Raw genomic sequence first — 21,659 nt, 5'->3', positions numbered from 1 at the left:
TCGCCTGCGCAAGGGCCTTGGACCGAAGCGCCCGGCTTGCTAGACTGAGGACGAAAAGCGCCGGGCTTTCGAGGCCCGGCGCAGTCACGTACGGCTCGAGCGCCGACCATTCCCGAAAAGAAGATGAACAAGCCCGTGAGCCCCGAAAATTTTGACGCGCGCGCCGCCGCCGCCATGTTCGAACGCTATCGCCGCGAGGATTCGCCCCGGCCCGCGATGTGGAACGACACGCTCGACCTCATCCTCGCCCATCGCTCGCACCGCAATTATCTCGACCAGCCGCTGCCCGAGGGCGCGCTGGAGACCATCGTCGCCGCGGCGCAATCGGCCTCGACCTCCTCCAATCTCCAGGTGTGGAGCGTCGTCGCGGTCGAGGACGAGGCGCGCAAGACCCGCCTCGCCGATCTCGCCGGCGGGCAGAAGCACATTCGCGACTGCAAGCTGCTGCTCATCTGGCTCTGCGACCTCGCGCGGCTCGACGCCCTCGCCAGGGACAAGGGCCGCGAGGCGGCGGCGCTCCCTTATCTCGAAATCTTCATGACCGGCGTGGTCGACGCGGCGCTCGCGGCGCAAAACGCCGTCGTCGCGCTCGAATCGCTCGGCCTTGGCTGCTGCTATATCGGCGCCATGCGCAACAAGCCCGAAGAGGTGGCCAAGGAGTTGAACCTGCCGCAAAACGTCTTCGCCGTCTTCGGCATGACGGTCGGCGTGCCGGATCCCGCCGCCAACGCCGGCGTCAAGCCGCGCCTCGGTCCAGCGGCCGTGCTGCATCGCGAGCAATATCAGTGGGGCGACGCCCAGCGCGAGGCGGTCGAAAAGCTCGACGTGGTCTTCAAGGACTTTCAGAAAGAGCAGGGCCTGCCCGAACAGGGCTGGATCCGGCAGGTGCTCTCGCGCGTGCGCGGCCCGGACGCCATGAGCGGCCGCGATCACATTCGCGCGGCGCTGAAGGCGCTCGGCTTCGAACTGCGCTGAAGGCGAAAAACGCGGGTGGGAGTTTCCGGCTTCTTACGAGATATCGGGGCGCGGTCCCCCACCCGTCGCCGCTGCGCGGCGCCACCCTCCCCGCAAGGGGGAGGGATTGCCGTCCCCGGTTCACCATCGAGGCGATGCGGCGTGGAAACGCAAGTGTCCGAAGATGATGGGCGACCGCGCCGCGGCTCCATCCCTCTCTTTTACGGGAAGGGTGGCCAGCCAAGCCGGCCGGATGGGGCGCGCGCGTGACCCAGACCCTCGAGCGGCCGGCGCGGACCGAAATCGACGGCCAGCACGTCGTCGCCAAGATCGGCTGGCGGCTGATCCCGCTCCTGACCGCCGGTTTCTTCATCGCCTATCTCGATCGCGTGAACGTCGGCTTCGCCGCGCTCACCATGAACGAGGACATGGGCTTCACGCCAGCCTTTTACGGTTGGGCGGCCGGGATCTTCTTCATCACTTATTGCCTCTTCGAGGCGCCCAGCAATCATGTGATGCACCGCGTCGGCGCGCGCCGCTGGATCGCGCGCATCATGGTGAGCTGGGGCCTCGTCGCGGCGGCCACGGCCTTCGTGTGGAGCGAAACGAGCTTCGTCGTGCTGCGGCTGCTGCTCGGCGCGGCGGAGGCCGGCTTCGCGCCGGGCGCCATCCTTTACCTCACTTATTGGGTTCCGGCCGCGCAACGGGCGCGCCTGCTCTCGGGCTTCCTGATGGCGGTTCCGCTCGGCAGCGCCATCGGCGCGCCGATCTCGGGCGTGATCCTCACCGTGATGGACGGGGTCGCGGGCGTCTCGGGCTGGCGCTGGCTCTTTCTGATCGAGGCGCTGCCCTCGATCGCCCTCGGGTTCGTCTGTTTCTTTTATCTGCCCGACCGGCCGGTCGAGGCGAAATGGCTCACCGACCGCGAGCGCGATTGGCTTGAGGGCGAGCTCGGGCGCGAAGAGCCGGCCCATGATGAAAACTACTGGCGCGCGCTCGCCGACCGCCGCGTGCTGACGCTGGGCGTCGCCTATTTCGGCGTCGTCATGGCGCTCTACGGCTTGAGCTTCTGGCTGCCGCAGATCGTCAGGGGCTTCGGCGCGAGCCTTCTCGCGGCGGGCGTCCTGACGGCGGTCCCTTACGCCTTCGGCGCGCTCGCCATGCGGCTGTGGGGCGCGAGTTCCGACCGTCGGGGCGAAACCGTGCTGCATACGGCGATCGTCTGCGCCGTCGGCAGTCTCGGCCTCGCCGGCGCGGCTTTCGCGTCCTCGCCCGTCGTCGCGATGATCGCGCTGACGCTTGCGGCGGTGGGCGCCGTCGGCGCGCTGCCGACTTTCTGGAGTTTCTCGACGCTCGCGCTCGGCCCCGCCGACGCGGTGGTGGGGCTCGCGGTCATCAATTCCATCGGCAATCTGTCGGGTTTCGCGGGGCCGTGGCTCGTCGGCCTTATAAAAGGCGCGACCGGAGAGTTTTCTGACGCCCTGCTGGTTCTCGCTCTGGGGCCGGCGCTGACGGCGGCGCTCATCCTGCGCCTTGCGCCCCGGCGGCGCTGACGGCTAGTTGGAGTTTGGAGAGAAGCGCGTCACTCGAAAAACCGGTTTCCCCTTTTCTGCCGCGCACTCTAGAATCGCCGTTCCTGAATCGGAAAAGATCGAAATGTCGGATTTTTATCGGATCAAGCGCCTGCCGCCCTACGTCTTCGAGCAGGTGAACCGCCTGAAGGCCAAGGCGCGCGCCTCCGGCGCCGACATCATCGACATGGGGATGGGCAATCCCGATCTCCCGGCGCCGAAGCATGTCGTCGAGAAGCTCGTCGAGACCGCGGGGCGCCCGCGCACGGATCGTTATTCCGCCTCCAAGGGCATCGCCGGGCTGCGCCGCGCCCAGGCGGGCTATTATCAGCGCCGTTTCGGAGTCACGCTCGATCCCGAGACCCAGGTCGTCGCGACGCTCGGCTCCAAGGAAGGCTTCGCCAATATGGCGCAGGCCATCACCGCGCCGGGCGACGTGGTGCTCGTGCCCAATCCGTCCTATCCGATCCACGCCTTCGGCTTTCTGATGGCGGGGGGCGTCATCCGCTCCGTGCCGTCGGCGCCGGGCCCGGCCTATTTCGCCGCACTCGAACGCGCGATGATCCATTCGATCCCCAAGCCCATCGCCGTCATCGTCTGCTATCCGTCCAATCCGACGGCGGAAGTGGCGTCGCTCGATTTCTACAAGGACCTCGTCGCCTTCGCCAAGAAGCACGACATCTTCATTCTCTCGGACCTCGCCTATGCGGAGGTCTTCTTCGACGACGCGCCGCCGCCGTCCGTGCTTCAGGTGCCGGGCGCGATCGACGTGACGGTGGAATTCACCTCCATGTCGAAGACCTTCTCCATGGCGGGCTGGCGCATCGGCTTCGCGGTCGGCAATGAGCGGCTCTGCGCGGCGCTTGCGCGCGTGAAAAGCTATCTCGATTACGGCGCCTTCACGCCCATTCAGGTCGCGGCGACGGCGGCGCTCAACGGCCCCGACGATTGCGTGCGGGAGATGCGCGCGATCTACAAGAAGCGTCGCGACGTGATGGTGGAGAGCTTCGCGCAGGCCGGCTGGCCGATCCCGGCCCCTTCCGCCTCCATGTTCGCCTGGGCGCCAGTGCCGGAGCGGTTCCGCGGCATGTCGAGCCTGGATTTCTCCAAGCTCCTCATCGAGAAGGCGGATGTCGCCGTGGCGCCAGGCGAGGGCTTCGGCGAAAATGGCGAGGGCTATCTGCGTCTGGCGCTGGTCGAAAACGAGCAGCGCATCCGCCAGGCCGCGCGCAATCTGCGCCGCTTCTTCGAGACGGCCGATCAGCTACACAATGTCGTGCCGCTCGCGGCGCGGGGGTGATTGCGTTCGGCGCGCACGCCACACCGCTTGCCGGGGTTAGCGTGCGCACTCCATGGGAACGCGCTCAAGGTTTGGCGGGCAGAACGAGATTGATCTTCTCGCCCGGCCTGATGCCGAATATGTCGAAATACTCGTCTTCCGACAAAAGCTTCGCCGCTTCATCGAGAAAGTTCTGATTTCGCGCATTGAGTTCGTCAACGGTCGGTAGAACCAACGAATGCGCTTGAGCCGCAGCTGACGCTTGAAACTGAGCGCGTAGATGAAGCAGTTGCGCCGCGACGTCGAGCTTGGAGCCGAGCACCTGACCGACTTGCGCCGCAAATTCGTCTGGCTGGGGGCTGGGAGTCGTCATCGATGGTCCGGTGGTTAACGGATGGCCTCCGCCCGTGCATCCAGCGATCTTGCTTTGCCATGCAGCATGCTGGAGTCCATAGGTCCCGTAGATTGCAATGCTGACGGGGTAGCCTTTGGCCCCCGCGACGGTAAGCGCGGCGCCGCTTACGCCTGTCGCGTAAAGCACCTGGTTGGCGAGTTGGTGGCACACGCCGTCGACGCCGTAAGTGAATATAGTGCCTCGCGCGGCGTAGACAGCGACGCTGTCAGAATTTGGCGTGACGAGGCATCTGGCAAGGTTGAGGTCGCCGTTTCTGGATCCGAGCGCGCGCCCTTGCGAATGAAAGCCGCCCCAGCAGTACCAGAAATCTTCATGCGCGGCGATGACGGCCTGGATGTCAGGAAACGGATTTAATCTGCTATCGTAACTTGTTACCCACGTGTGGTCCACCGGCGCGCCGGATACGAAAGCAGGCGTAGCCCATGTAAAAAGGGTCATGGCAATATTCCATAAAATGTTTTTTGCGCATCGAGCTTGGCGCCAATTCAAGTCCGAGTGAAGCGCAACTTTCCGAATCGAGCTCTGATGTGAGCGTAGGCATTGATCGCGCCCGAAAATCAGAGGCGCGGGAGATCGAGTCGAGAGGCGAGTCTACCCCTGTCCGCTGATGCGCTCGATCTGTGCGCCGCAGTCGGAAAGTTTCTTTTCGAGGCGTTCGAAGCCGCGGTCGAGGTGATAGACGCGGTTGATCGTCGTCTCGCCGCGCGCCGCGAGCGCCGCGATCACGAGCGACACCGAGGCGCGCAGATCCGTCGCCATCACCGGCGCGCCGTCGAGATGATCGGCGCCCGTGACCACCGCCGTATCGCCATCGAGCTTGATGTGGGCGCCGAGCCGCGCAAGCTCCTGCACATGCATGAAGCGGTTCTCGAAGATCGTCTCGGTGATGCGCGAGACGCCCTTGGCGCGCGTCATCAGCGCCATGAACTGCGCCTGAAGATCGGTGGGGAAAGCCGGGAAGGGCGCCGTCACGATATCGACAGGCGAAATCCCTGAGCCGTTGCGCGTGACGCGCAGGCCCTCATTGGTCTCGATCACATGCGCGCCGGCGGCGACGAGCGCGTCGAGCGCCGCCTGCAAAATATCGGCGCGGGCGCCGGCGAGCAGCACGTCGCCGCCGGTCATCGCCACAGCCATGGCGTAGGTGCCGGCCTCGATGCGATCGGGCATGACGGCGTGACGCGCGCCCGACAGCGAAGTGACGCCCTCGATCTCGATCGTGGGCGAGCCGGCGCCGGAGATGCGCGCGCCCATCTTTTGCAGGCATTCGGCGAGATCGACGATCTCGGGCTCGCGCGCGGCGTTGCGGATGACCGTCGTCCCCCGCGCGAGCGAAGCCGCCATCAGCGCCGTATGGGTGCCGCCGACCGTGACTTTGGGAAAGTCGATTTCTCCGCCGACGAGGCCGTCCCTGGCCGAGCCGACGACATAGCCATTTTCGATCTCGATCCGGGCGCCGAGTTTTTGGAGCGCCATCAGCAGGAGATCGACGGGCCGCGTGCCGATGGCGCAGCCGCCGGGAAGCGAGACGCGGCATTCGCCCATGCGGGCGAGGAGGGGCGCGAAGACCCAGAAGCTCGCGCGCATCCGCGAGACGAGCTCATAGGGGGCGGTCGTATCGACGATCTCGCGGGCGGTGAAATGAACCGTGCGGCCGGCGTTCTCCGTATCGCCCCGGCGCTTGCCGGAGATGGTGCAGTCGACGCCGTGATTGCCCAGAATGCGCTCGAGTTGCGTCACATCCGCAAGCAGCGGCATGTTTTCGAGCGTCAGCGTCTCCCTGGTGAGCAGCGAGGCGATCATCAGCGGCAGGGCGGCGTTCTTGGCGCCGGAAATGGGGATGACGCCGTTGAGCGGCGCGCCGCCGACAATCCTGATCTTGTCCATTACGCCTCGCTGTCGTCTTTCTGCGCGGCGGCCCGCAGCGCCCGTTCACGGACCTTGCGGCGCGCCAGATTGGCCCGCAGCGCAGCCGAAAGCGCGGCCGCGTTTTTCTTTCCCGCCGTCTTTGAAGGTTTCTCGCCCGAATCCGACGCTTTTGCGGCGGGAGGGGGCTCCTGTCCTCGTTCCGTCATCGCCTCGTCAACCGGGATAGAGCGTGAGCGTCTTCCTAGGGCGTCGCGGCAGGGGTGGCAAGCGCGGGCGCCTTCCGCTCTCAAAGCGCCCGCACGACGAGCGTCGCATTGATCCCGCCAAAGGCGAAGGAGTTGGAGAGCGCCACGCGGATCGGCATTTTGCGGGCCTCGTTGGGGATCGCGTCGACCGGGCATTTGGGGTCGGACTCGACGAAGTTGATCGTCGGCGGGGCAATCTGCTCGCGCAGCGCGTTGATCGTCACGGTGAGTTCGAGCCCCCCGCTCGCCCCGAGCGCATGGCCGTGAATGGGCTTAGTGGAGGAAACGGGAGGCGGCCTGTCGCCGAAGACCGCGCGCATCGCTTCGGATTCGGTAATGTCGTTGGCGTAGGTCGCGGTGCCGTGGGCGTTGAGGTAATCGACGGCCGAGGGCGCAAGTCCGGCGCTCTCCAGCGCGAGCCGCATGCAGCGCGCCGGACCTTCGACATCGGCGCGCAGCGGATCGAAGGCGTCGCTCGTCGTGCCATAGCCCGCGAGTTCGCACAGCGGCGTCGCGCCCCGGGCGAGGGCGGTCTCAAGAGTCTCGAGGATGAAGACCGCGGCGCCCTCGCCGAGCGTCATGCCGTTGCGCCGGGCCGAAAAGGGCCGACAGAGATCGGGGGTGAGCACGCGCAGCGCCTCCCAGGCGCGCATCGAGCCATTCGTCACGCAGGCCTCCGCGCCGCCGGCAATGGCGCGGTCGGCGCGGCCGGCGCGCAGCATTTCGAAGGCCTCGCCGATCGCCTGGGTCGCCGAGGAGCAGGCCGAGGCGAGGGCGAAGGTCGGCCCCTTGGCGCCGTAGCGCATGCCGAGCGTCGTCGGCGCGGCGCTCGGGATCAGGCGCGGCACCGCAAGCGTGTCGGGGCGCTTGCCCTCCGCATATTCGCTGTAGGAGGTGTCGTCGATGGTTGTGGCGCCGCCGATGCCCGTGCCGATGACGACCGCCGTGCGCGCGCCGCCGACCTCCTTGCGCGCAAAGCCCGCCTGCGCCAGCGCCTCGTCAGCGGCGACGATCGAATACTGGGTGAAGGGATCGCAATAGGGCAGGAGCTCCGGCTCGATATGCCCGGCCGGGTCGAAGTCGGGAACCTGCGCCGCGATCTTGATGCGCCCCGGATAGGGGCGCGCGAGCGTCAGCGGCCGGATGCAGGAGACGCCGCCCTTCGCCGCGGCCCAGAGGGGCGCCGCGCCGACGCCCGCCGCCGAGACGGCGCCCATGCCCGTGATGACGACCCTGCGGGAAGAAAGCTTTGTCGTCATACGGTTCGTCCCCTCGCAAGAACCATCGCGGCGGGCGCCGCCCAATCAAGAATTCTCTCAATACTCCTGTTAAAGGCGCGGGGCCTCGAAACGCAAGCGGGGTCATGCGTTCCAGCGCCGACGCGCCGCCTTGCCTCGCCCGGCCCTGTCCCCTATAAGCTCGCGCTCGGCGCCTGCGTTTCCGACACCCCTGGAGGCGAGCGGCGCTTTTTCTTTTTTGAAAGGACACCGACATGGCCGAGATGAAGACGCTCGCGGCCACGGTGCGCAGCGGGACCGGCAAGGGGGCCGCCCGCAGCGTTCGCCGTGAGGGCCGTATTCCAGCAGTACTGTATGGCGGCGGCGAAGCGCCCTTGCCGATTTCGCTCGACAAGAAGGCGACGACCCAGCTGATCTTCGCGGGCCACTTCCTCACGACGATCTTCGAGCTCGAGATCGACGGCAAGAAGGAGCGCGCCATTCCGCGCGACTACCAGCTCGACGTCGTGCGCGACTTCCCGCTCCACGTGGATTTCCTTCGCCTGAAGCCCGGTTCGCGCCTCAAGGTGAACGTGCCGGTCCACTTCATCAATCAGGACCAGTCGCCCGGCCTCAAGCGCGGCGGCGCGCTCAACATCGTCTACCACACCATCGAAATGACGGTGCCGGCGGACGCCATTCCCGAGGCGGTCACGGCCGATCTCTCGGGCATGGACTTCAACGATTCGCTGCACATCTCGGCGATCCCGTTGCCCGAGGGCTGCAAGCCCACCAATCCCGACAAGGACTTCACCGTGGCGAGCCTCGCCCCGCCGGCTGGCGGCGGCGAAGAGGCGGCCCCCGCAGCCGCTGCGGAAAAGAAGAAGTAAGAATGACGAGACCCTCTCCCGCGCGCGGGAGAGGGTTCTTCTTCACGGATCGGCGCCGTCATGCTGCTCTTCGTCGGCCTCGGCAATCCCGGCCGCCAATACGCCAGAAATCGCCACAACATCGGCTTCATGGCTCTCGAGGCCATCGCCCGCCGCCATGGCTTCGCGCAAGCGCGGTCGCGTTTTCAGGGCCTCGCCAGCGAGGGAACGATCGCGGGCGAGAAAGTTCTGCTGCTCCAGCCGCAAACCTATATGAACGAGAGCGGCCGCTCGGTCGGCGAGGCCGCGCGCTTCCACAAGATTCCGGTTGGCGACATCGTCGTCTTTCACGACGAGCTCGACCTCGCGCCTGCCAAATGCCGAATCAAGATCGGCGGGGGCGTCGCGGGCCACAATGGCCTGCGCTCCATCACCGCCCATGTCGGCAACGACTACAAGCGCGTGCGCATGGGCATCGGCCATCCCGGCGACAAGGCGCTGGTGCACGGCTATGTGCTGAATGATTTCGGCAGGAGCGAGGAGCCCTGGGTCGAGGCGCTCTGCGACGCCCTCGCCGACAATGCGCCGCTTCTCGTCAAGGGCGACGACGCCGGGCTCCAGAACAGGCTTCACCTCGCCATGGAGGCGAAGGGCTTCGACGTCGTGAAGCGGGTCGGGGAAAAGTAACCTCTCTAAACGGCGCATGAACGCCGCTCTCAGCAGCTGTTCAGCACGGATACGCGATGCTCCTCTTCATCGAGACGCGGTCTCGATAGAGCCGAGGAGCCGAAAGATGATTCGCACGCTTGTTCTCGCCGTCGCCCTTCTCGCCGCCGCGCCGGCCTTCGCCGAGGGTCCGGCAACGAAAGCCTCTCCCGCCGCGGCGCCGTCAACCAAAATGGCCCCGGAGGCGCAGCGCCTCGATCTCAACTCCGCGACGATGGAGCAGCTTCTGTCCGTCAGGGGGTTCAACAAGAGCGTCGCCGAGGCGATCGTGAAGGCGCGTCCCTTCAAGAGCGTCGAGGACCTCACAGCGAAAAAAATCGTTTCGAGCGACGTTCTCGGCCCTGTGAAGGATCAGCTCATCGTCCGCTGAGCGCGGCTGCAAAACGAAGCGCCCGCCCGCGCCGGCGGGCGTTTCCGCCTGTCCACCGAGACCTTTGACGGCCGCGCTTCGCCCCCTTTCACAAATTCCGGGGAGCGCCTATATTCGGTTTGCCGCTTCACGGCGGCTATGGCGATAAACGAACATCGGAATAAACCATTCGGACCCGGGGGCGGTACCCGGCGCCTCCACCAGAGCCCGTCACGGCGGGCTGCGGCGGGGGCGAAATAGGATCGACGAGGGTGTAAAGGGTGCTTTTTCGCTCGGCATGATACCGCCGTTATCGGGTCAAACCTTATAGTTGCCAACGACAACTATGCTCCGGTGGCCGTCGCCGCGTAATGCGGCGCCCACACCGGGATCAAAGCCCTAGGGGTTAGCACTTCTAGGCGGGGCTCGGAGGCGCCTGGCAACAGAAGCCTCCACTTCATTTTTCCCGTCTCCGCGGCGGGGCGGAGTGCGAGACGATCGGCTCCAGGGACAAGCGCATGGCGACCGATCTCATTCGTTACGACCTTCTCGTTCAGGACGCGATGCGCGGCGTGGTGCGCAAGGTTTTGGGGGATGTGGCCGAGAGCGGCTATCTTCCCGGCGACCATCATTTCACCATCAGCTTCCGGACGGACGCGCCGGACGTGAAGATTTCCCGCCGCCTGGCCGAGCAGTGGCCCCAGGAGCTGACGATCATCCTTCAGCACCAGTATTCCAATTTGGTGGTGGACGAAGAGGGGTTCGGCGTCACGCTCTCCTTCCGCTCGATTCCCGAACATCTCTACATCCCTTACGCGGCGATCACCGGCTTCTATGATCCGTCCGTCGAATTCGGCCTGCGCTTCGAGACCGCCGATTTCGAGGAAGAGGAAGACGAGGACGCAGAAGAAGCGCCGCGCCGCCCGAGCCTCGTGACCGCGGAAAAGGCCGAGGCGAAGGCCGCGCCCGCCAAAGCGGAGAAGCTTGCGCCCTCGAAATCCCGAGCGGCCGACAAGGCCGAGCCGCCCGCCGCGCAAGAAGCCGAGGGCCAGGGCGAGGGCGACGCCAAGGTCGTGTCCATCGACGCCTTCCGCAAAAAGACCTGATGGGCGAGATCGTCAATCTGCGCCGCGCCCGCAAGGAGCGCGCCCGGCGCGAGAAAGACGCGCAGGCGCAGCAGAACCGCGCCGTCTTCGGGCGCAGCAACGCCGAGCGGACGCTGGCGACCGCGCAAGAGCGCCTGGAGGCGCGACGGCTCGACGCGCATAAGCGCGAGCCCGGAGAAGAGCCGGCGTGAACGACAGGGCCGAGCCGGGCGCCCGCTCCGGCCGCGTCGTCAAACATTCGGTCCTCATTGCGGGCCATCGGACCAGCATATCGCTCGAAGACGCGTTTTGGCGCGCCTTGAAGGACATTGCGGCTCAGGAGGGCATCTCTCTCGCGGCGCTCGTCGCGCGGGTCGACGCGGGACGGGGCGACGCGAATCTTTCTTCGGCGCTGAGGGTTTTCGTTCTGGAGCGGGCGATGTCGGCGGCGCGCTGAAGCGTCAGAAGGGCTCGATGAAATCCGCCATGTTGGGCACGAGGCGGACCCGGTAGCGCGCATTCTCACAGACGAGGATCCACACGGCTTCATCGGGCCGCGACGCCGCCGCGTCGCGCTTTGCGCTCTTGGGCGCGTCGCAGGGATACCCCTGCAGCCGCACATGCGCGGCAATGACGTTGCGGGGCGTTTCCTGCGCCTGCGCCGGCGCTCCGCCGGCCAGCAACAGCGCGCCGATCGAAAACCAAATTCTCCGCATCCCATCCGCTCCCGCGCCGCTCGAAAAAGAGTCGCCGTCAAAATGACAGGCCTGATCCACGGCGTCGAGTGGCGCGCCAGCGGCGATCAGGGCGCGGCGCCCGAGAAAAGGCCCCGCAGGAACAGAAGCGACGCGCCCGCAAGGATCACGAGGCGCAAGAGCAGGGAAATGGCTCGGTTGCTGTGGTTCTGTCGCATGGTGGCGTCGGCGCCAAAGGCCGCTCCGATGACGACGCCCATTGAGACACAGCCGCCCTTTTGGCCGCGTGAACGCAGTCTTAAAGATTGTTAAGCTCGCGCGAACCTTTAGCCTTCGATCTCCTCGCGCTTGATTTCGAGCTCCAGCCATTCCTCCTCTGCGGCGGCGAGCGCCGCCTCGATGCTTGCGAACATCTCGCTCGCCCGGGCGAATTTGGCGGGGTCTTTCGCATAAAGCTCCGGATCGTCGAGAAGCCCCTGCAATTTGGCGCGTTTTTCCTTGAGCTCCTCCATTTTGGCGGGGAGGGTCTGGAGCGCGTGCTGCTCCTTGAAGGAGAGCTTCGCTTTTGCCGGCTGCCGCTCGGCGGGCTTCTCCTTCGGCGCCTTCTCTTTCGGGGCCTCCCGCAAGGCGGCGCTTCCGCGCGCCTCGACGCCGCGGCCGCGCTGCGCGACCATGTCGCTGTAGCCGCCGGCATATTCCACCCAGCGCCCGTCGCCCTCGCTCACCAGCACGCTCGTCGCGACCCGGTCGAGAAAATCGCGGTCGTGCGACACGACGATCAGCGTGCCGGGATAATCTGCCAGCATCTCCTCGAGGAGGTCGAGGGTTTCGAGGTCGAGGTCGTTCGTCGGCTCGTCGAGCACGAGAAGATTGGAGGGCTTGGCCAGCGCCCGGGCGAGCATGAGGCGGCCCCGCTCCCCGCCCGAGAGCTTGCCGATGGGCGTGCGCGCCTGTTCGGGCTTGAAGAGAAAGTCCTTCATGTAGCCGACGACGTGGCGCCGCTCGCCGTTGATTTCGACCGTATCCGAGCCGCCGCCGGTGAGGGCGTCCTGCAGCGTCGTCTCGGGCTTCAGGCTGGCGCGGCTCTGGTCGAGGGTCGCCATTTCGAGCCCGGCGCCGAGCTTCAGCCGGCCGCTGTCGGGCGGGAGGGCGCCGGTCAGGAGAGAGATGAGCGTCGTCTTGCCCGCGCCATTGGCGCCGACGACGCCGAGTCGGTCGCCGCGCAGGATGCGCGTCGTGAAATTGTCGACGATGACGCGCTCGCCATAGCTTTTGCGCAGCTTCACCGCCTCGATGACGAGCTTGCCGGACAGCTGCGCCTCGCTCGCTTCGAGCTTCACTTCGCCCGTCGGCATGACGCGGTTGCGCCGTTCGGCGCGCAGCGTCTGGAGCCCGGCCAGCCGCTTCACATTGCGCTTGCGCCGGCCCGAGACGCCGTGGCGCAGCCAATGCTCCTCATTGACGATCTTGCGCTCGAGCTTGTGCGCCTGTTTCTCCTCCTCCTCGAGCTCGCGGTCGCGCCAGGCCTCGAAGTCGGCGAAGCCGCGCGAGAGATGGCGGGCGCGGCCGCGGTCGATCCAGACGGTCTCGCGGGTGAGATCCTGAAGGAATCGCCGGTCGTGGCTGATGATGACCATCGCCGAGCGCAGCGCGTCGAGCCGTTCTTCCAGCCACAGGATGGTGGGGAGGTCGAGATGGTTCGTCGGTTCGTCGAGCAGCAGAATGTCGGGCTCCGGCGCCAGCGCGCGGGCGAGCGCCGCCCGGCGTGCTTCGCCGCCCGAGACCTTCGACGGGTCTTCGTCGCCCGTCAGGCCGAGGTCGTCGAGCAGCGTCCGTGCGGCATGCGGATCGTCGAGCGGGCCGAGCCCCGCCTCGACATAGGCCGCCGTGGTCGAAAAGCCCGAGAAATCCGGCTCCTGCGGCAGATAGCGCAAGGAGGCGCCGGGCTGGAGAAACCGGACGCCGGCGTCCGCCTCGATCTCGCCGGCGGCGATCTTGAGCAAAGTGGATTTGCCGGAGCCGTTGCGGCCGACGAGGCAGATGCGCGCGCCGGGGGCGACCGAAAGCTCGGCCCCCTCCAGCAAGGGCTTGCCGCCGAGGGTGAGCATGACGCCCTGCAGGGCGAGGAGGGGGGGCGGGGCCATTGCGCGGGAACCGTGTCTCGTGTCTCTCTTGGGGTTGGAGCCTTTTTCCACGGCCCGGCGCGGTTTGCCACCCCTCGCGCGGCCAAATCTGCAAGGGAGGCAAAATGTCCTTCACGCCTGAGGAGATCGCCGCCGGCCAGGCGATCTACACGCCCGGAATGCTGAATTTCTACGACCTGCGCGTGCTGTGGGTTTCGAACCGCCTCATCTGGAAATGCCCGACGCCCCGGCTGCTCGCCCATTACGACCGCCATGTCACGGCCAATCACCTCGATGTCGGCGTCGGTAGCGGCTATTACCTCGACAAATGCCGCTTTCCCGCCGCCCATCCGCGCCTTGCGCTGATGGATCTGAACCCGAATTCGCTGGCCTTCGCCGCCCGGCGCATCGCCCGCTACCGGCCCGAAACGCACATCCGCAACGTGCTGGAGCCGATCTCTTTCGACGGCGCGCCCTTCGACTCGGTCGCCGTCAATTATCTGCTTCACTGCCTGCCGGGCGACATGGCCGCCAAGGCGATCGTCTTCGACCATCTCGCGCCGCTGATGGCGCCCGGCGCCGTGATCTTCGGCTCGACCCTGCTGCAGGGCGGCGTGGAGAGAAGCGCGGCGGCGCGCTGGCTCATGGACTATTACAATTCCGACGGCGTCTTCTCGAACACGCGCGACGATCTTGCGGCGCTGCGCCGCGAGCTGGAGAGGCGTTTCGCCGAGGTCTCGGTCGAGGTCGTGGGCTGCGCCGCCCTGTTTTCGGGACGGCGGGCGTGACTCAGCTCGAAAAACCCAGCGCCTTCCGCACCCGCGCCGAATAACCATAGAGGTCGGGGCGCTGCACCAGCCGGCCCGCGTCGTCCACGTAAGCGGTGAAATAGACGATGTGCACGGGCAGGGGTTTCGAGAGATTGATATAGCGCTCGCTGTCGCCCACGAGCCGCTTCACCCGCTCCTGCGACCAGCCGCTTCCCGGTCCGAGCACGGCTTCGGCCAGAGCGAAGGGCTGATCGACGCGCATGCAGCCATGGCTGAAGGCGCGATGCGACTGGGCGAAGAGTCCCCGCGACGGCGTGTCGTGCATATAGACGGCGTAATCGTTGGGGAAGACGAATTTCACTCGGCCGAGCGCGTTCTTCTCGCCCGGCGGCTGGCGCACGACCATCTGCCCGTTGCGGTAGGAAACCTCGTAACCCGCGCCGACGCCGCCACGCCATTCCTTCTGGATGATGGATTGCGGCACATACCACGACGGATTGACGATGATCTCGACCATCTCGTCGGAGAAGATTGGCGTCGGCGTCTGCTCCTTGCCGACGATCACGCGGGTGCGATGAGCCACCGCGCCGTTGCGAATGACCGCGAGTTCGAAATCGGGGATGTTCACCTCGATCCGGTTGTCGCCCATGTCGCGCGGCAGCCAGCGCCAGCGCTCCATATTGGCGACGATCTCGGCCTCGAGATGCGAGGTCGACGGGCCGCCCAGCGTCTCCATGCGCCGCCGCTTCGCCTTGGCGGGCGGCAGGGCGTCGGTCTGGGCCACGCCAGCCTCGGCGGCGGCGAGACGGTCGTCGAACTCCGGCAGGCCGGCGCGGTTGGTTCGCAACTCCACGAGTTTCTCGCGCAGTTGCTGATAGCCGAAATGGGGCGGGTTGAAGTTTTGCAGGGTCTCGCCCGCGCGCTCCTTCGCGTCCGCGACCTCGGCCACGGCCCGGGCGGGATCGGGAAGGGCGGTCTTTGCGCCGATGAGGCGGGAGAGCCGCTCGGGCTGGAGACGGCCGCCGCGCGCCTGATGGGCATAGAGGGCGACAGCCTCGGAAAGGGCCAGCTCGCCGGCGACGCTGGCGCCCGTCTCCGCGGAGGGAATCGTCGCGCCGCGCAGGTCGAGCCCGTCTTCATTCGCCGCGCGCAGGCGCGCAATGGCGGAGCCGGCGGCCTCGCGCCAGCCGGCGCCCTCCGTCCAGAAGGGCGCGAAATGGCGCGCGGCATAGGCGCGCGCGAGTTTGGCGCGCAGGGCGCGGCGCGCGGCGTCGCGGGCGACCTCGGGCGCGGCGCTCCAGTCCGATAGCGCCAGCGCCAGCCCGCGCTGATCGTCGGGAAGCAGGCTCCAGGCGAGATCGAGTTCGTCCGGCGCGGCGGGCACGACGCGCAGCTTGGCGGCGGTGAGAGCGACGAGAGGCGGCGCGTCTATGGCGGGAAGCGCGTCGGCCGCGAGCGGGGCGACGGTCGGGGCCTTGTCGAGCCCGCTAAGCGCGACGGTGGCGGGCGGGGCCAGGAGATCCGGACGGCGCGGCGTCGCGGCCTGAGCCGAGCTCAGCGCCGCCGCGAGCGCGACGCCGGAAAGTCCGAACCGAACAATATACGCAAGCATGGCTGCCCCCGAAGGAAAGCGACGCACGGCGCGAAGATTGGGAACTGTCAAGGATATGGCGCGTCGCCGCCGGCGCGCGAGCCCTTCATGGAAAAAACTAGCGCGCGTCGGCATCCCTGTGAATCCCGCGCCGCCCAGCCTGGGCGCAGGCCGCGAGAATTTCCGCGACTGTGGCGCAAGGGCAACATGGCGGCGGGCGGCAGGGAACGCGCAGGCTTTCCAAGCGCGAAGGCCGGGCGGCGCCTTCGCCGCGGGGACCTCAGGCGGCGTGACGCAAGGGCCTCAAGGGGATCAGCGCCACCATGTAGCGGGCAAGGTCCTCCGCGATCTCCGGAACGCGCTTGAGCTCGGTGAGGCTGCGCGGCGCCGGGACAGGACAATTGTTTTCTTCCGCGACCTCGATCCATAGCGCAAGCGCCTCTGCGGCGTTGGCCATGGCTTCGTCGTCCGTGTCCCCCGCCGAGACGCAGCCCGCAAGATCGGGAAACCAGACCCCGACGGCCTTTCCCTCTTCTTCCTCGACGATGGCGACGTGATGGGTCATGCGCACGTCAATCCTTCGGCCACCCTGCCGCTTTGTAGATTGTCCAGACGAGACCGGAGCCAAGGTCTTTCTTCGGGTGAGACAGGGAGATTATGGGGCCTGTCTTCGGGTTGCGAAAGACATGGTGCGAGCCGGAGACGCGCAGGAGACTCCAACCTCCTGTCCGAGACGGAAGCGGGATTCCGTCACTCACCGCGCCTGCAAAAAGCTCTCCAGCACCATCTTGCGCCCGGCCTTGTCGAAATCGACCGTGCATTTGTTGCCGTCGACCGCCGCCACGGTGCCGGGGCCGAATTTGAGGTGAAACACGCGCGCGCCCGCGCGATAGTTCGAGGCCGTCGATGCGCGCGCGATGATTTCGCCCTCGATCGTCAGCGGCGGCTTCGAGCGCGCCGGCTTGTCGCTGGCCGGCTCTCTCCGCGCGGCCTGGGCGCGTTTCCAGCCGGGGGTCGAATAGTCGGAGCCATAGACGTCGAGATTGGCGAAGCGCGAGACGCCATAGCCGCCATAGTGCGAACCGTTCGGCGCCTCGACGACCTCCACATGGGTCGGGGGCAGATTGTCGACGAAGCGCGAGGGGACGGTCGGCTGCCAGAGGCCGCGAATGCGGCGATTGCTCGCGAAGAAGATCCGGGCGCGGCGCTTCGCCCGCGTGAGGCCGACATAAGCGAGCCTCCGCTCCTCTTCGAGACCCGCGCGGCCCTGTTCGTCCAGCGAGCGCTGATGCGGGAACAACCCCTCCTCCCAGCCGGGGAGATAGACGGTCTCGAATTCGAGGCCCTTGGCGGCGTGCAGCGTCATGATCGAGACGCGCGCCTGCTCCTTGCCTTCTTCCGCTTCCATGACGAGCGAGACATGTTCGAGGAACGCGGCGAGGTCGGGGAAGTCCTCCATCGCGCGCACGAGTTCTTTCAGGTTTTCGAGCCTCCCGGCGGCTTCCGGCGTCTTGTCCTCGCGCCACATCTGCGTATAGCCGGACTCGTCCAGCACCATCTCGGCGAGTTCGTTCTGCGGCTTTGCGTCGATCAGGCCGCGCCAGCGGTCGAAGTCGGCGATGAGGCTTTTGAGCGCGCCGCGCGGTTTCGCTTTCAGTTCCTCGCTCTCGACGAGGACGCGGGCGGCCTGCATCAGGGGAACGCGCTCGCGGCGGCCGTATTCGTGCAGCATTTGCAGCGTGGCGTCTCCGAGCCCCCGCTTCGGCGTATTGACGATGCGCTCGAAGGCCAGATCGTCGGCGGGCTGGGCGACACAGCGCAGATAGGCGAGCGCGTCGCGGATTTCCGCCCGCTCGTAGAAGCGCGGGCCGCCGATGATGCGATAGGGCAGGCCGATCTCGACGAAACGCTCCTCGAATTCGCGCATCTGGAAGGAGGCGCGCACGAGGATCGCGACGTCCTCGAGCGAATGGCCCCGGCGCTGGAGTTGCTCGATGTCCTCGCCGATGATTCGGGCTTCCTCCTCGCTGTCCCAGACGCCGGTGAGCGTCGGCTTCTCGCCTTCTTCGCCGTCGGTGAAGAGCGTCTTGCCGAGGCGGCCCTCATTGTGCGCGATGAGATGCGAGGCGGCGGCGAGAATATGGCCCGTCGAGCGGTAATTGCGTTCGAGCCGCACGATTTTTGCGCCCGGAAAATCCTGCTCGAAGCGCAGGATGTTTTCCACTTCCGCGCCGCGCCAGCCGTAGATGCTCTGATCGTCGTCGCCCACGCAGCAGACGTTGCGCCGCCCCTGCGACATCAGCCGCAGCCAGAGATATTGGACGGTGTTGGTGTCCTGATATTCATCGACCAGAATATATCGGAACCGCTTCTGATAATCGGCGAGGACGTCGGGATTGTCGCGCATGAGGCGCAGCGACTCGAGCAGCAGATCGCCGAAATCGACGGCGTTGAGAATCTTGAGCCGCTCCTGATAGAGCGCGTAAAGCGCCGCCCCCTTGCCATTGGCGAAGCTCTCGGCTTCGCCGGCCGGAACCTGGTTCGGCGAAAGGCCCCGGTTCTTCCAGCCGTCGATGCGCGTCGCGAGAGCGCGGGCCGGCCAGCGCTTGTCGTCGACGTTCTCCGCCTGCAAGACCTGCTTCAGCAGCCGGATCTGGTCGTCCGTGTCGAGAATGGTGAAATTGGGCTTGAGCCCCACGAGCTCGGCGTGGCGGCGCAGGATCTTGGCGCTGATGGCGTGAAAGGTGCCGAGCCACTGCATGGCCTGCGCGCCCTCGCCGACGAGCATTTCCACACGCTCGCGCATTTCGCGCGCGGCCTTGTTGGTGAAGGTGACGGCGAGGATCTCGTGGGCGCGCGCCTTGCCGAGCGCAAGGAGATGCGCAATGCGCGTGGTGAGCGCCCGCGTCTTGCCCGTGCCGGCGCCGGCGAGCACCAGCACCGGCCCGTCGAGCGTCTCGACCGCCGCGCGCTGCTCCGGATTGAGCCCGTCGAGATAGCGCGGCCGCTGCGCCGCCACCGCGGCGCGGGCGGCGAGCCCGCCGGCCTGCGGCGTGTAATCGTCTAGATCGGACAACCGTTTCTCCCCGATGATTCACTTTTCAGCATATAGGAGAACGGAACGCGAATCACGATCTGCCGCCCGCGTGGCCGGCGCCGACTCTGTTACTTGACCGATTCGAACTGTTGCAGCGCGAGCTCCGCCTGTTCCGTGGCTTTGGCGACGCGCTTGTCGTAGCTCGTGCCCTTGGCGAGCTTCACGGCCTTGCGCAGATATTTGATGCCCTTGCGGATCGGATCGACGGGCGTCTGCCAGACGGCGCTGCGGGCGCGGTCGATCGCGTCTTCGGCATGTTCGACGAAGGAGCCGGCCTGAAGCTGCTTGCCCGCGTCGATGGCGGCGCGCGTCTCCGTGATCGCCTCCTCGAGATAGTTCGGGTCCGCGACGGCGGGCCGGGCGAAAAGGCCGAGGCCAAGGCCTATGCCGAGCCCCATGCTCAAAGCGACAATCATCAATCGACGCGACGTCATTTTTGCGCTCTCCCTGAAAACGGCCAGGCCGAAACTGACGCCCATGTTGCGCATTTTTGCGCTGGCCTCAACTTTTGGCCCCCGATCGCCTATCAGCCTGTCCTGCGTGGAGGGTCACAAGGAGCGGCGTCATGCGCATATTCGTGCTGACCGGGGCGGGCGTCTCGGCTGAAAGCGGGCTGGGCACATTTCGCGACGCATCGGGGACGGGCCTCTGGGCGCGCTTCGATCCGATGACGCTCGCAACGCCCGAAGCCTTCGCGCGGACGCCCGAGGCCGTTCACGAATTCTATAATTTCCGCCGTCGCAACCTGCTGTCGGCGCGCCCCAACGCGGCCCATGACGCGCTGGCCCGGTTGCAGCGGGAGATGGCCGCGAGGGGCGGCGCGGCGATGCTCGTCACGCAGAACATCGACGATCTGCACGAACGCGGCGGCGCGCGGGAGGTGATCCATATGCATGGGGAGTTGCTGAAAGCGCGTTGCGCCGCCTGCGGCGGCCTGCGCGACCAGCGCGCGGACCTCTCCACTGCGGATCGCTGCGGCGACTGCGGCCGCGTCGGCGCCATGCGGCCGCATGTGGTCTGGTTCGGCGAGACGCCGCTCCACATGGAGGAGATCACAGCAGCCCTCGCGGCGGCGAGCCTCTTCGTCTCCATCGGAACCTCGGGCTCCGTCTATCCGGCGGCGGGCTTCGTCTCGCTGGCGCGCCGGCTCGGCGTCGCCACATGCGAAATCAATCTCGAGCCTTCCGACAACGCCGGGCAATTCGATCAGACGCGCTATGGCGCAGCGAGCGAGCTGGTTCCGGCCTGGGTCGAGGAGATGTTGCGATAGCCGGGAAAGGTCAGTTGTCGCCGGGCAGTTCGGGCAGGGGGAGGATCTCTATGCCGTCCTCGAGCAGCGCCTTCGCCTCCTCGAACGTGGCGCGGCCCCTTATGGGCCGGCGCTCGATCTCGCCGTCCTCCATTCCGCGCGCCTCCTGCGGGAAGCGCTCGCCGACATCCTCTGTCCCGGCGACGACCTTCTCGCGCAGTTTGCGGATCATTCCGCGCAGTCGCGCCGCTTCGGCGTCGCGGCCGCCGCGGGCCACATGGGGCGCCATCACGGCGCGGGTGACGCTCGTCGAGGCGCAGTAGGGGCAGGAAACCAGGCGCTGGGACGATTGGGTCTCAAAAGTCTCGCTGTCCCGGAACCAGCCGTCGAAATTGTGCCCTTCCTCGCAGACGAGCGCGTAGCGGATCATGCCGGCGCCCCCGCCGAAAGCAGCGGGTCGAGCCCGCCGGCGCCATCGAGCGCATGAAGGTCGTCACAGCCGCCGATATGCCTGCCATTGATGAAGATCTGCGGCACGGTCGTGCGGCCGCCGGCGCGTTCGCTCATCGCCCGGCGTCCGGCCGGATCGCCGGCGACGCTGATCTCCACGAAGGCCGCGCCCTTGTTTGTGAGCAGTCTTTTTGCGGCAATGCAGTAGGGACAGGTGGGGGTCGTGTAGATCTCGATATGCGCCATTGGGATTTGAGCCCTCGTCCGGCGATTTCATTGCACCGCTTATACGCCCGAAGTCACGCGCTTGTCACGGCCCGGGCGAAGACCAGCAGATCGACGCGCGCCGCGCCGGCGCGAAGCAGCGCGCGCGCCGCGGCGTTGGCTGTCGCCCCGGTCGTCAGAACGTCGTCGACGAGGAGAATGTTTCGGCCTTCCAGACGGGACGCCCGCTCGGGGTCGATGCGGAACGCTCCGGAAAGATTGGCGGCGCGCTGGGCGCGGGAAAGCCCGACCTGTGGGGCCGTCGCCTTCACGCGCAGGAGCGCCAGCGTTTCGACTGGCACGCCGCTTTCGCGCGACACGATTCGGGCGAGTTCGGCCGACTGATTGAACCGCCTGGCCGCGAGCCGCAGGCGATGCAGGGGAATGGGCGCCAGGAGATCGGCCTCGGCGAGGAGGTCGGCCCCGGCGCGGGCCATCCAGCGTCCCATCGGTCCCGCGAGCTCCAGGCGGTCATGATATTTCAGCCGATGCGCGAGCGAGCGCGCCTTGTCGCTGTCGTAGCGCGCGACGGCCCGCGCCCGCGAGAAGACGGGCGGATTGGCGGCGGCCTCGGGCGAGATCAACCCGGCCTGTCCGAGATCCTGCTCGAAGGGCGTGCCGAGCCTTTCGCAAAATGGTCGCTCGATGAAGGCGACCTCGCGCCAGCAGTCGGCGCAGAGCGCGCCATGTTCGGCGACGGCGCGGCGGCAGGCGAGACAGGCCGGCGGATAGACCAGGTCGAGCAGCGCGGCGCCCGCGCGTCTGGCCACGGCGGCGAGGGGACCAAGGCTGACGGGACGAAGCGGCATCTTTGCTTTTTAACGCGGGGCCTCGTCCCTGT

At 66.9% G+C, this 21,659-nt stretch carries 26 protein-coding genes and 1 other RNA gene; 12 read left to right on the top strand and 15 right to left on the bottom strand.

The window, feature by feature from the left end:
* Positions 1–123: 123 nt before the first annotated feature.
* From WOC76_RS16735 to WOC76_RS16725, 3 genes are all read left to right on the top strand, one after another.
* The gene (locus tag WOC76_RS16735) at positions 124–975 is read left to right on the top strand and encodes an NADPH-dependent oxidoreductase (RefSeq protein WP_341105259.1); all 852 of its coding nucleotides are present in this window, start codon (positions 124–126) and stop codon (positions 973–975) included.
* Between the two features lie 245 nt (positions 976–1,220).
* On the top strand, positions 1,221–2,507 hold the full coding sequence (locus WOC76_RS16730; protein ID WP_341105260.1) for an MFS transporter: 1,287 nt from the start codon (positions 1,221–1,223) through the stop codon (positions 2,505–2,507).
* Between the two features lie 103 nt (positions 2,508–2,610).
* A complete protein-coding gene (locus WOC76_RS16725; RefSeq protein WP_341105261.1) occupies positions 2,611–3,825 on the top strand; it encodes an LL-diaminopimelate aminotransferase in 1,215 nt (404 codons plus the stop codon).
* Positions 3,826–3,889: 64 nt separating this feature from the next.
* Here the strand turns inward: WOC76_RS16725 and WOC76_RS16720 are convergent, their stop codons facing one another.
* The 4 genes from WOC76_RS16720 to WOC76_RS16705 form a co-directional block, all read right to left on the bottom strand.
* Entirely contained in the window at positions 3,890–4,708 is an 819-nt protein-coding gene (locus WOC76_RS16720; RefSeq protein ID WP_341431507.1) for a hypothetical protein, read from the bottom strand.
* Positions 4,709–4,810: 102 nt separating this feature from the next.
* Complete coding sequence (gene murA / locus WOC76_RS16715; protein ID WP_341105265.1) at positions 4,811–6,106, bottom strand: UDP-N-acetylglucosamine 1-carboxyvinyltransferase; 1,296 nt, start codon at positions 6,104–6,106, stop codon at positions 4,811–4,813.
* Complete coding sequence (locus tag WOC76_RS16710; RefSeq protein WP_341105266.1) at positions 6,106–6,294, bottom strand: hypothetical protein; 189 nt, start codon at positions 6,292–6,294, stop codon at positions 6,106–6,108. The genes murA and WOC76_RS16710 overlap by 1 nt, the downstream gene beginning before the upstream one ends.
* 80 nt (positions 6,295–6,374) lie before the next feature.
* Positions 6,375–7,592, bottom strand: a complete 1,218-nt coding sequence (locus WOC76_RS16705) for a beta-ketoacyl-[acyl-carrier-protein] synthase family protein (protein WP_341105267.1) — start codon at positions 7,590–7,592, stop codon at positions 6,375–6,377.
* Between the two features lie 233 nt (positions 7,593–7,825).
* Here WOC76_RS16705 and WOC76_RS16700 point away from each other — a divergent pair, with 233 nt between their 5' ends.
* The 7 genes from WOC76_RS16700 (at position 7,826) to WOC76_RS16670 (ending at position 11,036) form a co-directional block, all read left to right on the top strand.
* Positions 7,826–8,440: a 50S ribosomal protein L25/general stress protein Ctc gene (locus WOC76_RS16700; protein WP_341389068.1), complete on the top strand. Its 615-nt coding sequence runs from the start codon at positions 7,826–7,828 to the stop codon at positions 8,438–8,440.
* A 60-nt stretch (positions 8,441–8,500) separates the two neighbouring features.
* Positions 8,501–9,106 (top strand): aminoacyl-tRNA hydrolase, encoded by a 606-nt coding sequence (gene pth, locus WOC76_RS16695; RefSeq protein ID WP_341105269.1) that lies wholly within the window; start codon positions 8,501–8,503, stop codon positions 9,104–9,106.
* 106 nt (positions 9,107–9,212) lie between these two features.
* Positions 9,213–9,515, top strand: coding sequence for a ComEA family DNA-binding protein (locus tag WOC76_RS16690; RefSeq protein WP_341389065.1), 303 nt, complete (start codon positions 9,213–9,215; stop codon positions 9,513–9,515).
* Between the two features lie 82 nt (positions 9,516–9,597).
* Positions 9,598–9,951: a transfer-messenger RNA gene (ssrA, locus tag WOC76_RS16685) on the top strand.
* A 61-nt stretch (positions 9,952–10,012) separates the two neighbouring features.
* Entirely contained in the window at positions 10,013–10,600 is a 588-nt protein-coding gene (locus WOC76_RS16680; protein WP_341105273.1) for an SspB family protein, read from the top strand.
* Entirely contained in the window at positions 10,600–10,791 is a 192-nt protein-coding gene (locus tag WOC76_RS16675; protein ID WP_341105275.1) for a DUF4169 family protein, read from the top strand. The genes WOC76_RS16680 and WOC76_RS16675 overlap by 1 nt, the downstream gene beginning before the upstream one ends.
* Entirely contained in the window at positions 10,788–11,036 is a 249-nt protein-coding gene (locus tag WOC76_RS16670) for a ribbon-helix-helix domain-containing protein (protein ID WP_341105276.1), read from the top strand. Before WOC76_RS16675 ends, WOC76_RS16670 begins: the two co-directional genes overlap by 4 nt.
* Positions 11,037–11,040: 4 nt before the next feature.
* On the opposite strand, the gene WOC76_RS16665 is transcribed toward WOC76_RS16670, so the two are convergent.
* The 3 genes from WOC76_RS16665 to WOC76_RS16655 form a co-directional block, all read right to left on the bottom strand.
* Complete coding sequence (locus tag WOC76_RS16665) at positions 11,041–11,295, bottom strand: hypothetical protein (protein ID WP_341105278.1); 255 nt, start codon at positions 11,293–11,295, stop codon at positions 11,041–11,043.
* A gap of 86 nt (positions 11,296–11,381) precedes the next feature.
* Positions 11,382–11,534 (bottom strand): hypothetical protein, encoded by a 153-nt coding sequence (locus WOC76_RS16660; protein WP_341105280.1) that lies wholly within the window; start codon positions 11,532–11,534, stop codon positions 11,382–11,384.
* Between the two features lie 66 nt (positions 11,535–11,600).
* Positions 11,601–13,418, bottom strand: coding sequence for an ABC-F family ATP-binding cassette domain-containing protein (locus WOC76_RS16655; RefSeq protein WP_341431506.1), 1,818 nt, complete (start codon positions 13,416–13,418; stop codon positions 11,601–11,603).
* Positions 13,419–13,522: 104 nt separating this feature from the next.
* Between WOC76_RS16655 and WOC76_RS16650 the strand changes: the two genes are divergently transcribed.
* Entirely contained in the window at positions 13,523–14,185 is a 663-nt protein-coding gene (locus tag WOC76_RS16650; protein WP_341105283.1) for a class I SAM-dependent methyltransferase, read from the top strand.
* Between the two features lies 1 nt (position 14,186).
* Here WOC76_RS16650 and WOC76_RS16645 read toward each other — a convergent pair whose 3' ends face one another.
* From WOC76_RS16645 to smbP, 5 genes are all read right to left on the bottom strand, one after another.
* On the bottom strand, positions 14,187–15,779 hold the full coding sequence (locus tag WOC76_RS16645; RefSeq protein ID WP_341105285.1) for a L,D-transpeptidase family protein: 1,593 nt from the start codon (positions 15,777–15,779) through the stop codon (positions 14,187–14,189).
* A 259-nt stretch (positions 15,780–16,038) separates the two neighbouring features.
* Positions 16,039–16,323: a type II toxin-antitoxin system HicB family antitoxin gene (locus tag WOC76_RS16640; protein WP_341105287.1), complete on the bottom strand. Its 285-nt coding sequence runs from the start codon at positions 16,321–16,323 to the stop codon at positions 16,039–16,041.
* 7 nt (positions 16,324–16,330) lie between these two features.
* Positions 16,331–16,579 (bottom strand): type II toxin-antitoxin system HicA family toxin, encoded by a 249-nt coding sequence (locus tag WOC76_RS16635; RefSeq protein ID WP_341431505.1) that lies wholly within the window; start codon positions 16,577–16,579, stop codon positions 16,331–16,333.
* Complete coding sequence (locus tag WOC76_RS16630) at positions 16,513–18,834, bottom strand: ATP-dependent helicase (protein ID WP_341431504.1); 2,322 nt, start codon at positions 18,832–18,834, stop codon at positions 16,513–16,515. Before WOC76_RS16630 ends, WOC76_RS16635 begins: the two co-directional genes overlap by 67 nt.
* 89 nt (positions 18,835–18,923) lie before the next feature.
* The gene (smbP, locus tag WOC76_RS16625) at positions 18,924–19,289 is read right to left on the bottom strand and encodes a small metal-binding protein SmbP (protein WP_341105289.1); all 366 of its coding nucleotides are present in this window, start codon (positions 19,287–19,289) and stop codon (positions 18,924–18,926) included.
* Between the two features lie 131 nt (positions 19,290–19,420).
* Between smbP and WOC76_RS16620 the strand changes: the two genes are divergently transcribed.
* Positions 19,421–20,125, top strand: coding sequence for an NAD-dependent deacylase (locus tag WOC76_RS16620; protein WP_341105290.1), 705 nt, complete (start codon positions 19,421–19,423; stop codon positions 20,123–20,125).
* A 10-nt stretch (positions 20,126–20,135) separates the two neighbouring features.
* Here WOC76_RS16620 and WOC76_RS16615 read toward each other — a convergent pair whose 3' ends face one another.
* Genes WOC76_RS16615 through WOC76_RS16605 form a run of 3 tightly spaced genes read right to left on the bottom strand, consistent with a single transcriptional unit; the run spans position 20,136 to position 21,627 of the window.
* Complete coding sequence (locus WOC76_RS16615; protein WP_341105291.1) at positions 20,136–20,534, bottom strand: DUF1178 family protein; 399 nt, start codon at positions 20,532–20,534, stop codon at positions 20,136–20,138.
* The gene (gene grxC / locus WOC76_RS16610) at positions 20,531–20,800 is read right to left on the bottom strand and encodes a glutaredoxin 3 (protein ID WP_341105292.1); all 270 of its coding nucleotides are present in this window, start codon (positions 20,798–20,800) and stop codon (positions 20,531–20,533) included. The genes WOC76_RS16615 and grxC overlap by 4 nt, the downstream gene beginning before the upstream one ends.
* Before the next feature lie 53 nt (positions 20,801–20,853).
* On the bottom strand, positions 20,854–21,627 hold the full coding sequence (locus tag WOC76_RS16605) for a ComF family protein (RefSeq protein ID WP_341105293.1): 774 nt from the start codon (positions 21,625–21,627) through the stop codon (positions 20,854–20,856).
* Positions 21,628–21,659: the final 32 nt, after the last annotated feature.

The organism is Methylocystis sp. IM3 (genome assembly GCF_038070105.1).
In the GTDB taxonomy this organism is placed as follows: Bacteria; Pseudomonadota; Alphaproteobacteria; order Rhizobiales; family Beijerinckiaceae; genus Methylocystis.
The sequence above is the reverse complement of the archived record's forward strand: the minus strand, read 5'-3'. Positions and strand labels throughout refer to the sequence as shown.

What these genes read in the sequence shown, in the direction of transcription:
- WOC76_RS16605 (WP_341105293.1), bottom strand. Translation starts at nt 21,627, where the DNA reads ATGCCGCTTCGTCCCGTCAGCCTTGGTCCCCTCGCCGCCGTGGCCAGA.
- WOC76_RS16725 (WP_341105261.1), top strand. Translation starts at nt 2,611, where the DNA reads ATGTCGGATTTTTATCGGATCAAGCGCCTGCCGCCCTACGTCTTCGAG.
- WOC76_RS16650 (WP_341105283.1), top strand. Translation starts at nt 13,523, where the DNA reads ATGTCCTTCACGCCTGAGGAGATCGCCGCCGGCCAGGCGATCTACACG.
- WOC76_RS16615 (WP_341105291.1), bottom strand. Translation starts at nt 20,534, where the DNA reads ATGATCCGCTACGCGCTCGTCTGCGAGGAAGGGCACAATTTCGACGGC.
- WOC76_RS16680 (WP_341105273.1), top strand. Translation starts at nt 10,013, where the DNA reads ATGGCGACCGATCTCATTCGTTACGACCTTCTCGTTCAGGACGCGATG.
- grxC (WP_341105292.1), bottom strand. Translation starts at nt 20,800, where the DNA reads ATGGCGCATATCGAGATCTACACGACCCCCACCTGTCCCTACTGCATT.
- WOC76_RS16620 (WP_341105290.1), top strand. Translation starts at nt 19,421, where the DNA reads ATGCGCATATTCGTGCTGACCGGGGCGGGCGTCTCGGCTGAAAGCGGG.
- WOC76_RS16735 (WP_341105259.1), top strand. Translation starts at nt 124, where the DNA reads ATGAACAAGCCCGTGAGCCCCGAAAATTTTGACGCGCGCGCCGCCGCC.
- WOC76_RS16705 (WP_341105267.1), bottom strand. Translation starts at nt 7,592, where the DNA reads ATGACGACAAAGCTTTCTTCCCGCAGGGTCGTCATCACGGGCATGGGC.
- WOC76_RS16665 (WP_341105278.1), bottom strand. Translation starts at nt 11,295, where the DNA reads ATGCGGAGAATTTGGTTTTCGATCGGCGCGCTGTTGCTGGCCGGCGGA.
- smbP (WP_341105289.1), bottom strand. Translation starts at nt 19,289, where the DNA reads ATGACGTCGCGTCGATTGATGATTGTCGCTTTGAGCATGGGGCTCGGC.
- WOC76_RS16710 (WP_341105266.1), bottom strand. Translation starts at nt 6,294, where the DNA reads ATGACGGAACGAGGACAGGAGCCCCCTCCCGCCGCAAAAGCGTCGGAT.
- WOC76_RS16640 (WP_341105287.1), bottom strand. Translation starts at nt 16,323, where the DNA reads ATGACCCATCACGTCGCCATCGTCGAGGAAGAAGAGGGAAAGGCCGTC.
- WOC76_RS16655 (WP_341431506.1), bottom strand. Translation starts at nt 13,418, where the DNA reads ATGGCCCCGCCCCCCCTCCTCGCCCTGCAGGGCGTCATGCTCACCCTC.
- WOC76_RS16660 (WP_341105280.1), bottom strand. Translation starts at nt 11,534, where the DNA reads ATGGGCGTCGTCATCGGAGCGGCCTTTGGCGCCGACGCCACCATGCGA.
- WOC76_RS16645 (WP_341105285.1), bottom strand. Translation starts at nt 15,779, where the DNA reads ATGCTTGCGTATATTGTTCGGTTCGGACTTTCCGGCGTCGCGCTCGCG.
- WOC76_RS16635 (WP_341431505.1), bottom strand. Translation starts at nt 16,579, where the DNA reads ATGCACGGTCGATTTCGACAAGGCCGGGCGCAAGATGGTGCTGGAGAG.
- WOC76_RS16700 (WP_341389068.1), top strand. Translation starts at nt 7,826, where the DNA reads ATGGCCGAGATGAAGACGCTCGCGGCCACGGTGCGCAGCGGGACCGGC.
- WOC76_RS16675 (WP_341105275.1), top strand. Translation starts at nt 10,600, where the DNA reads ATGGGCGAGATCGTCAATCTGCGCCGCGCCCGCAAGGAGCGCGCCCGG.
- murA (WP_341105265.1), bottom strand. Translation starts at nt 6,106, where the DNA reads ATGGACAAGATCAGGATTGTCGGCGGCGCGCCGCTCAACGGCGTCATC.
- WOC76_RS16690 (WP_341389065.1), top strand. Translation starts at nt 9,213, where the DNA reads ATGATTCGCACGCTTGTTCTCGCCGTCGCCCTTCTCGCCGCCGCGCCG.
- pth (WP_341105269.1), top strand. Translation starts at nt 8,501, where the DNA reads ATGCTGCTCTTCGTCGGCCTCGGCAATCCCGGCCGCCAATACGCCAGA.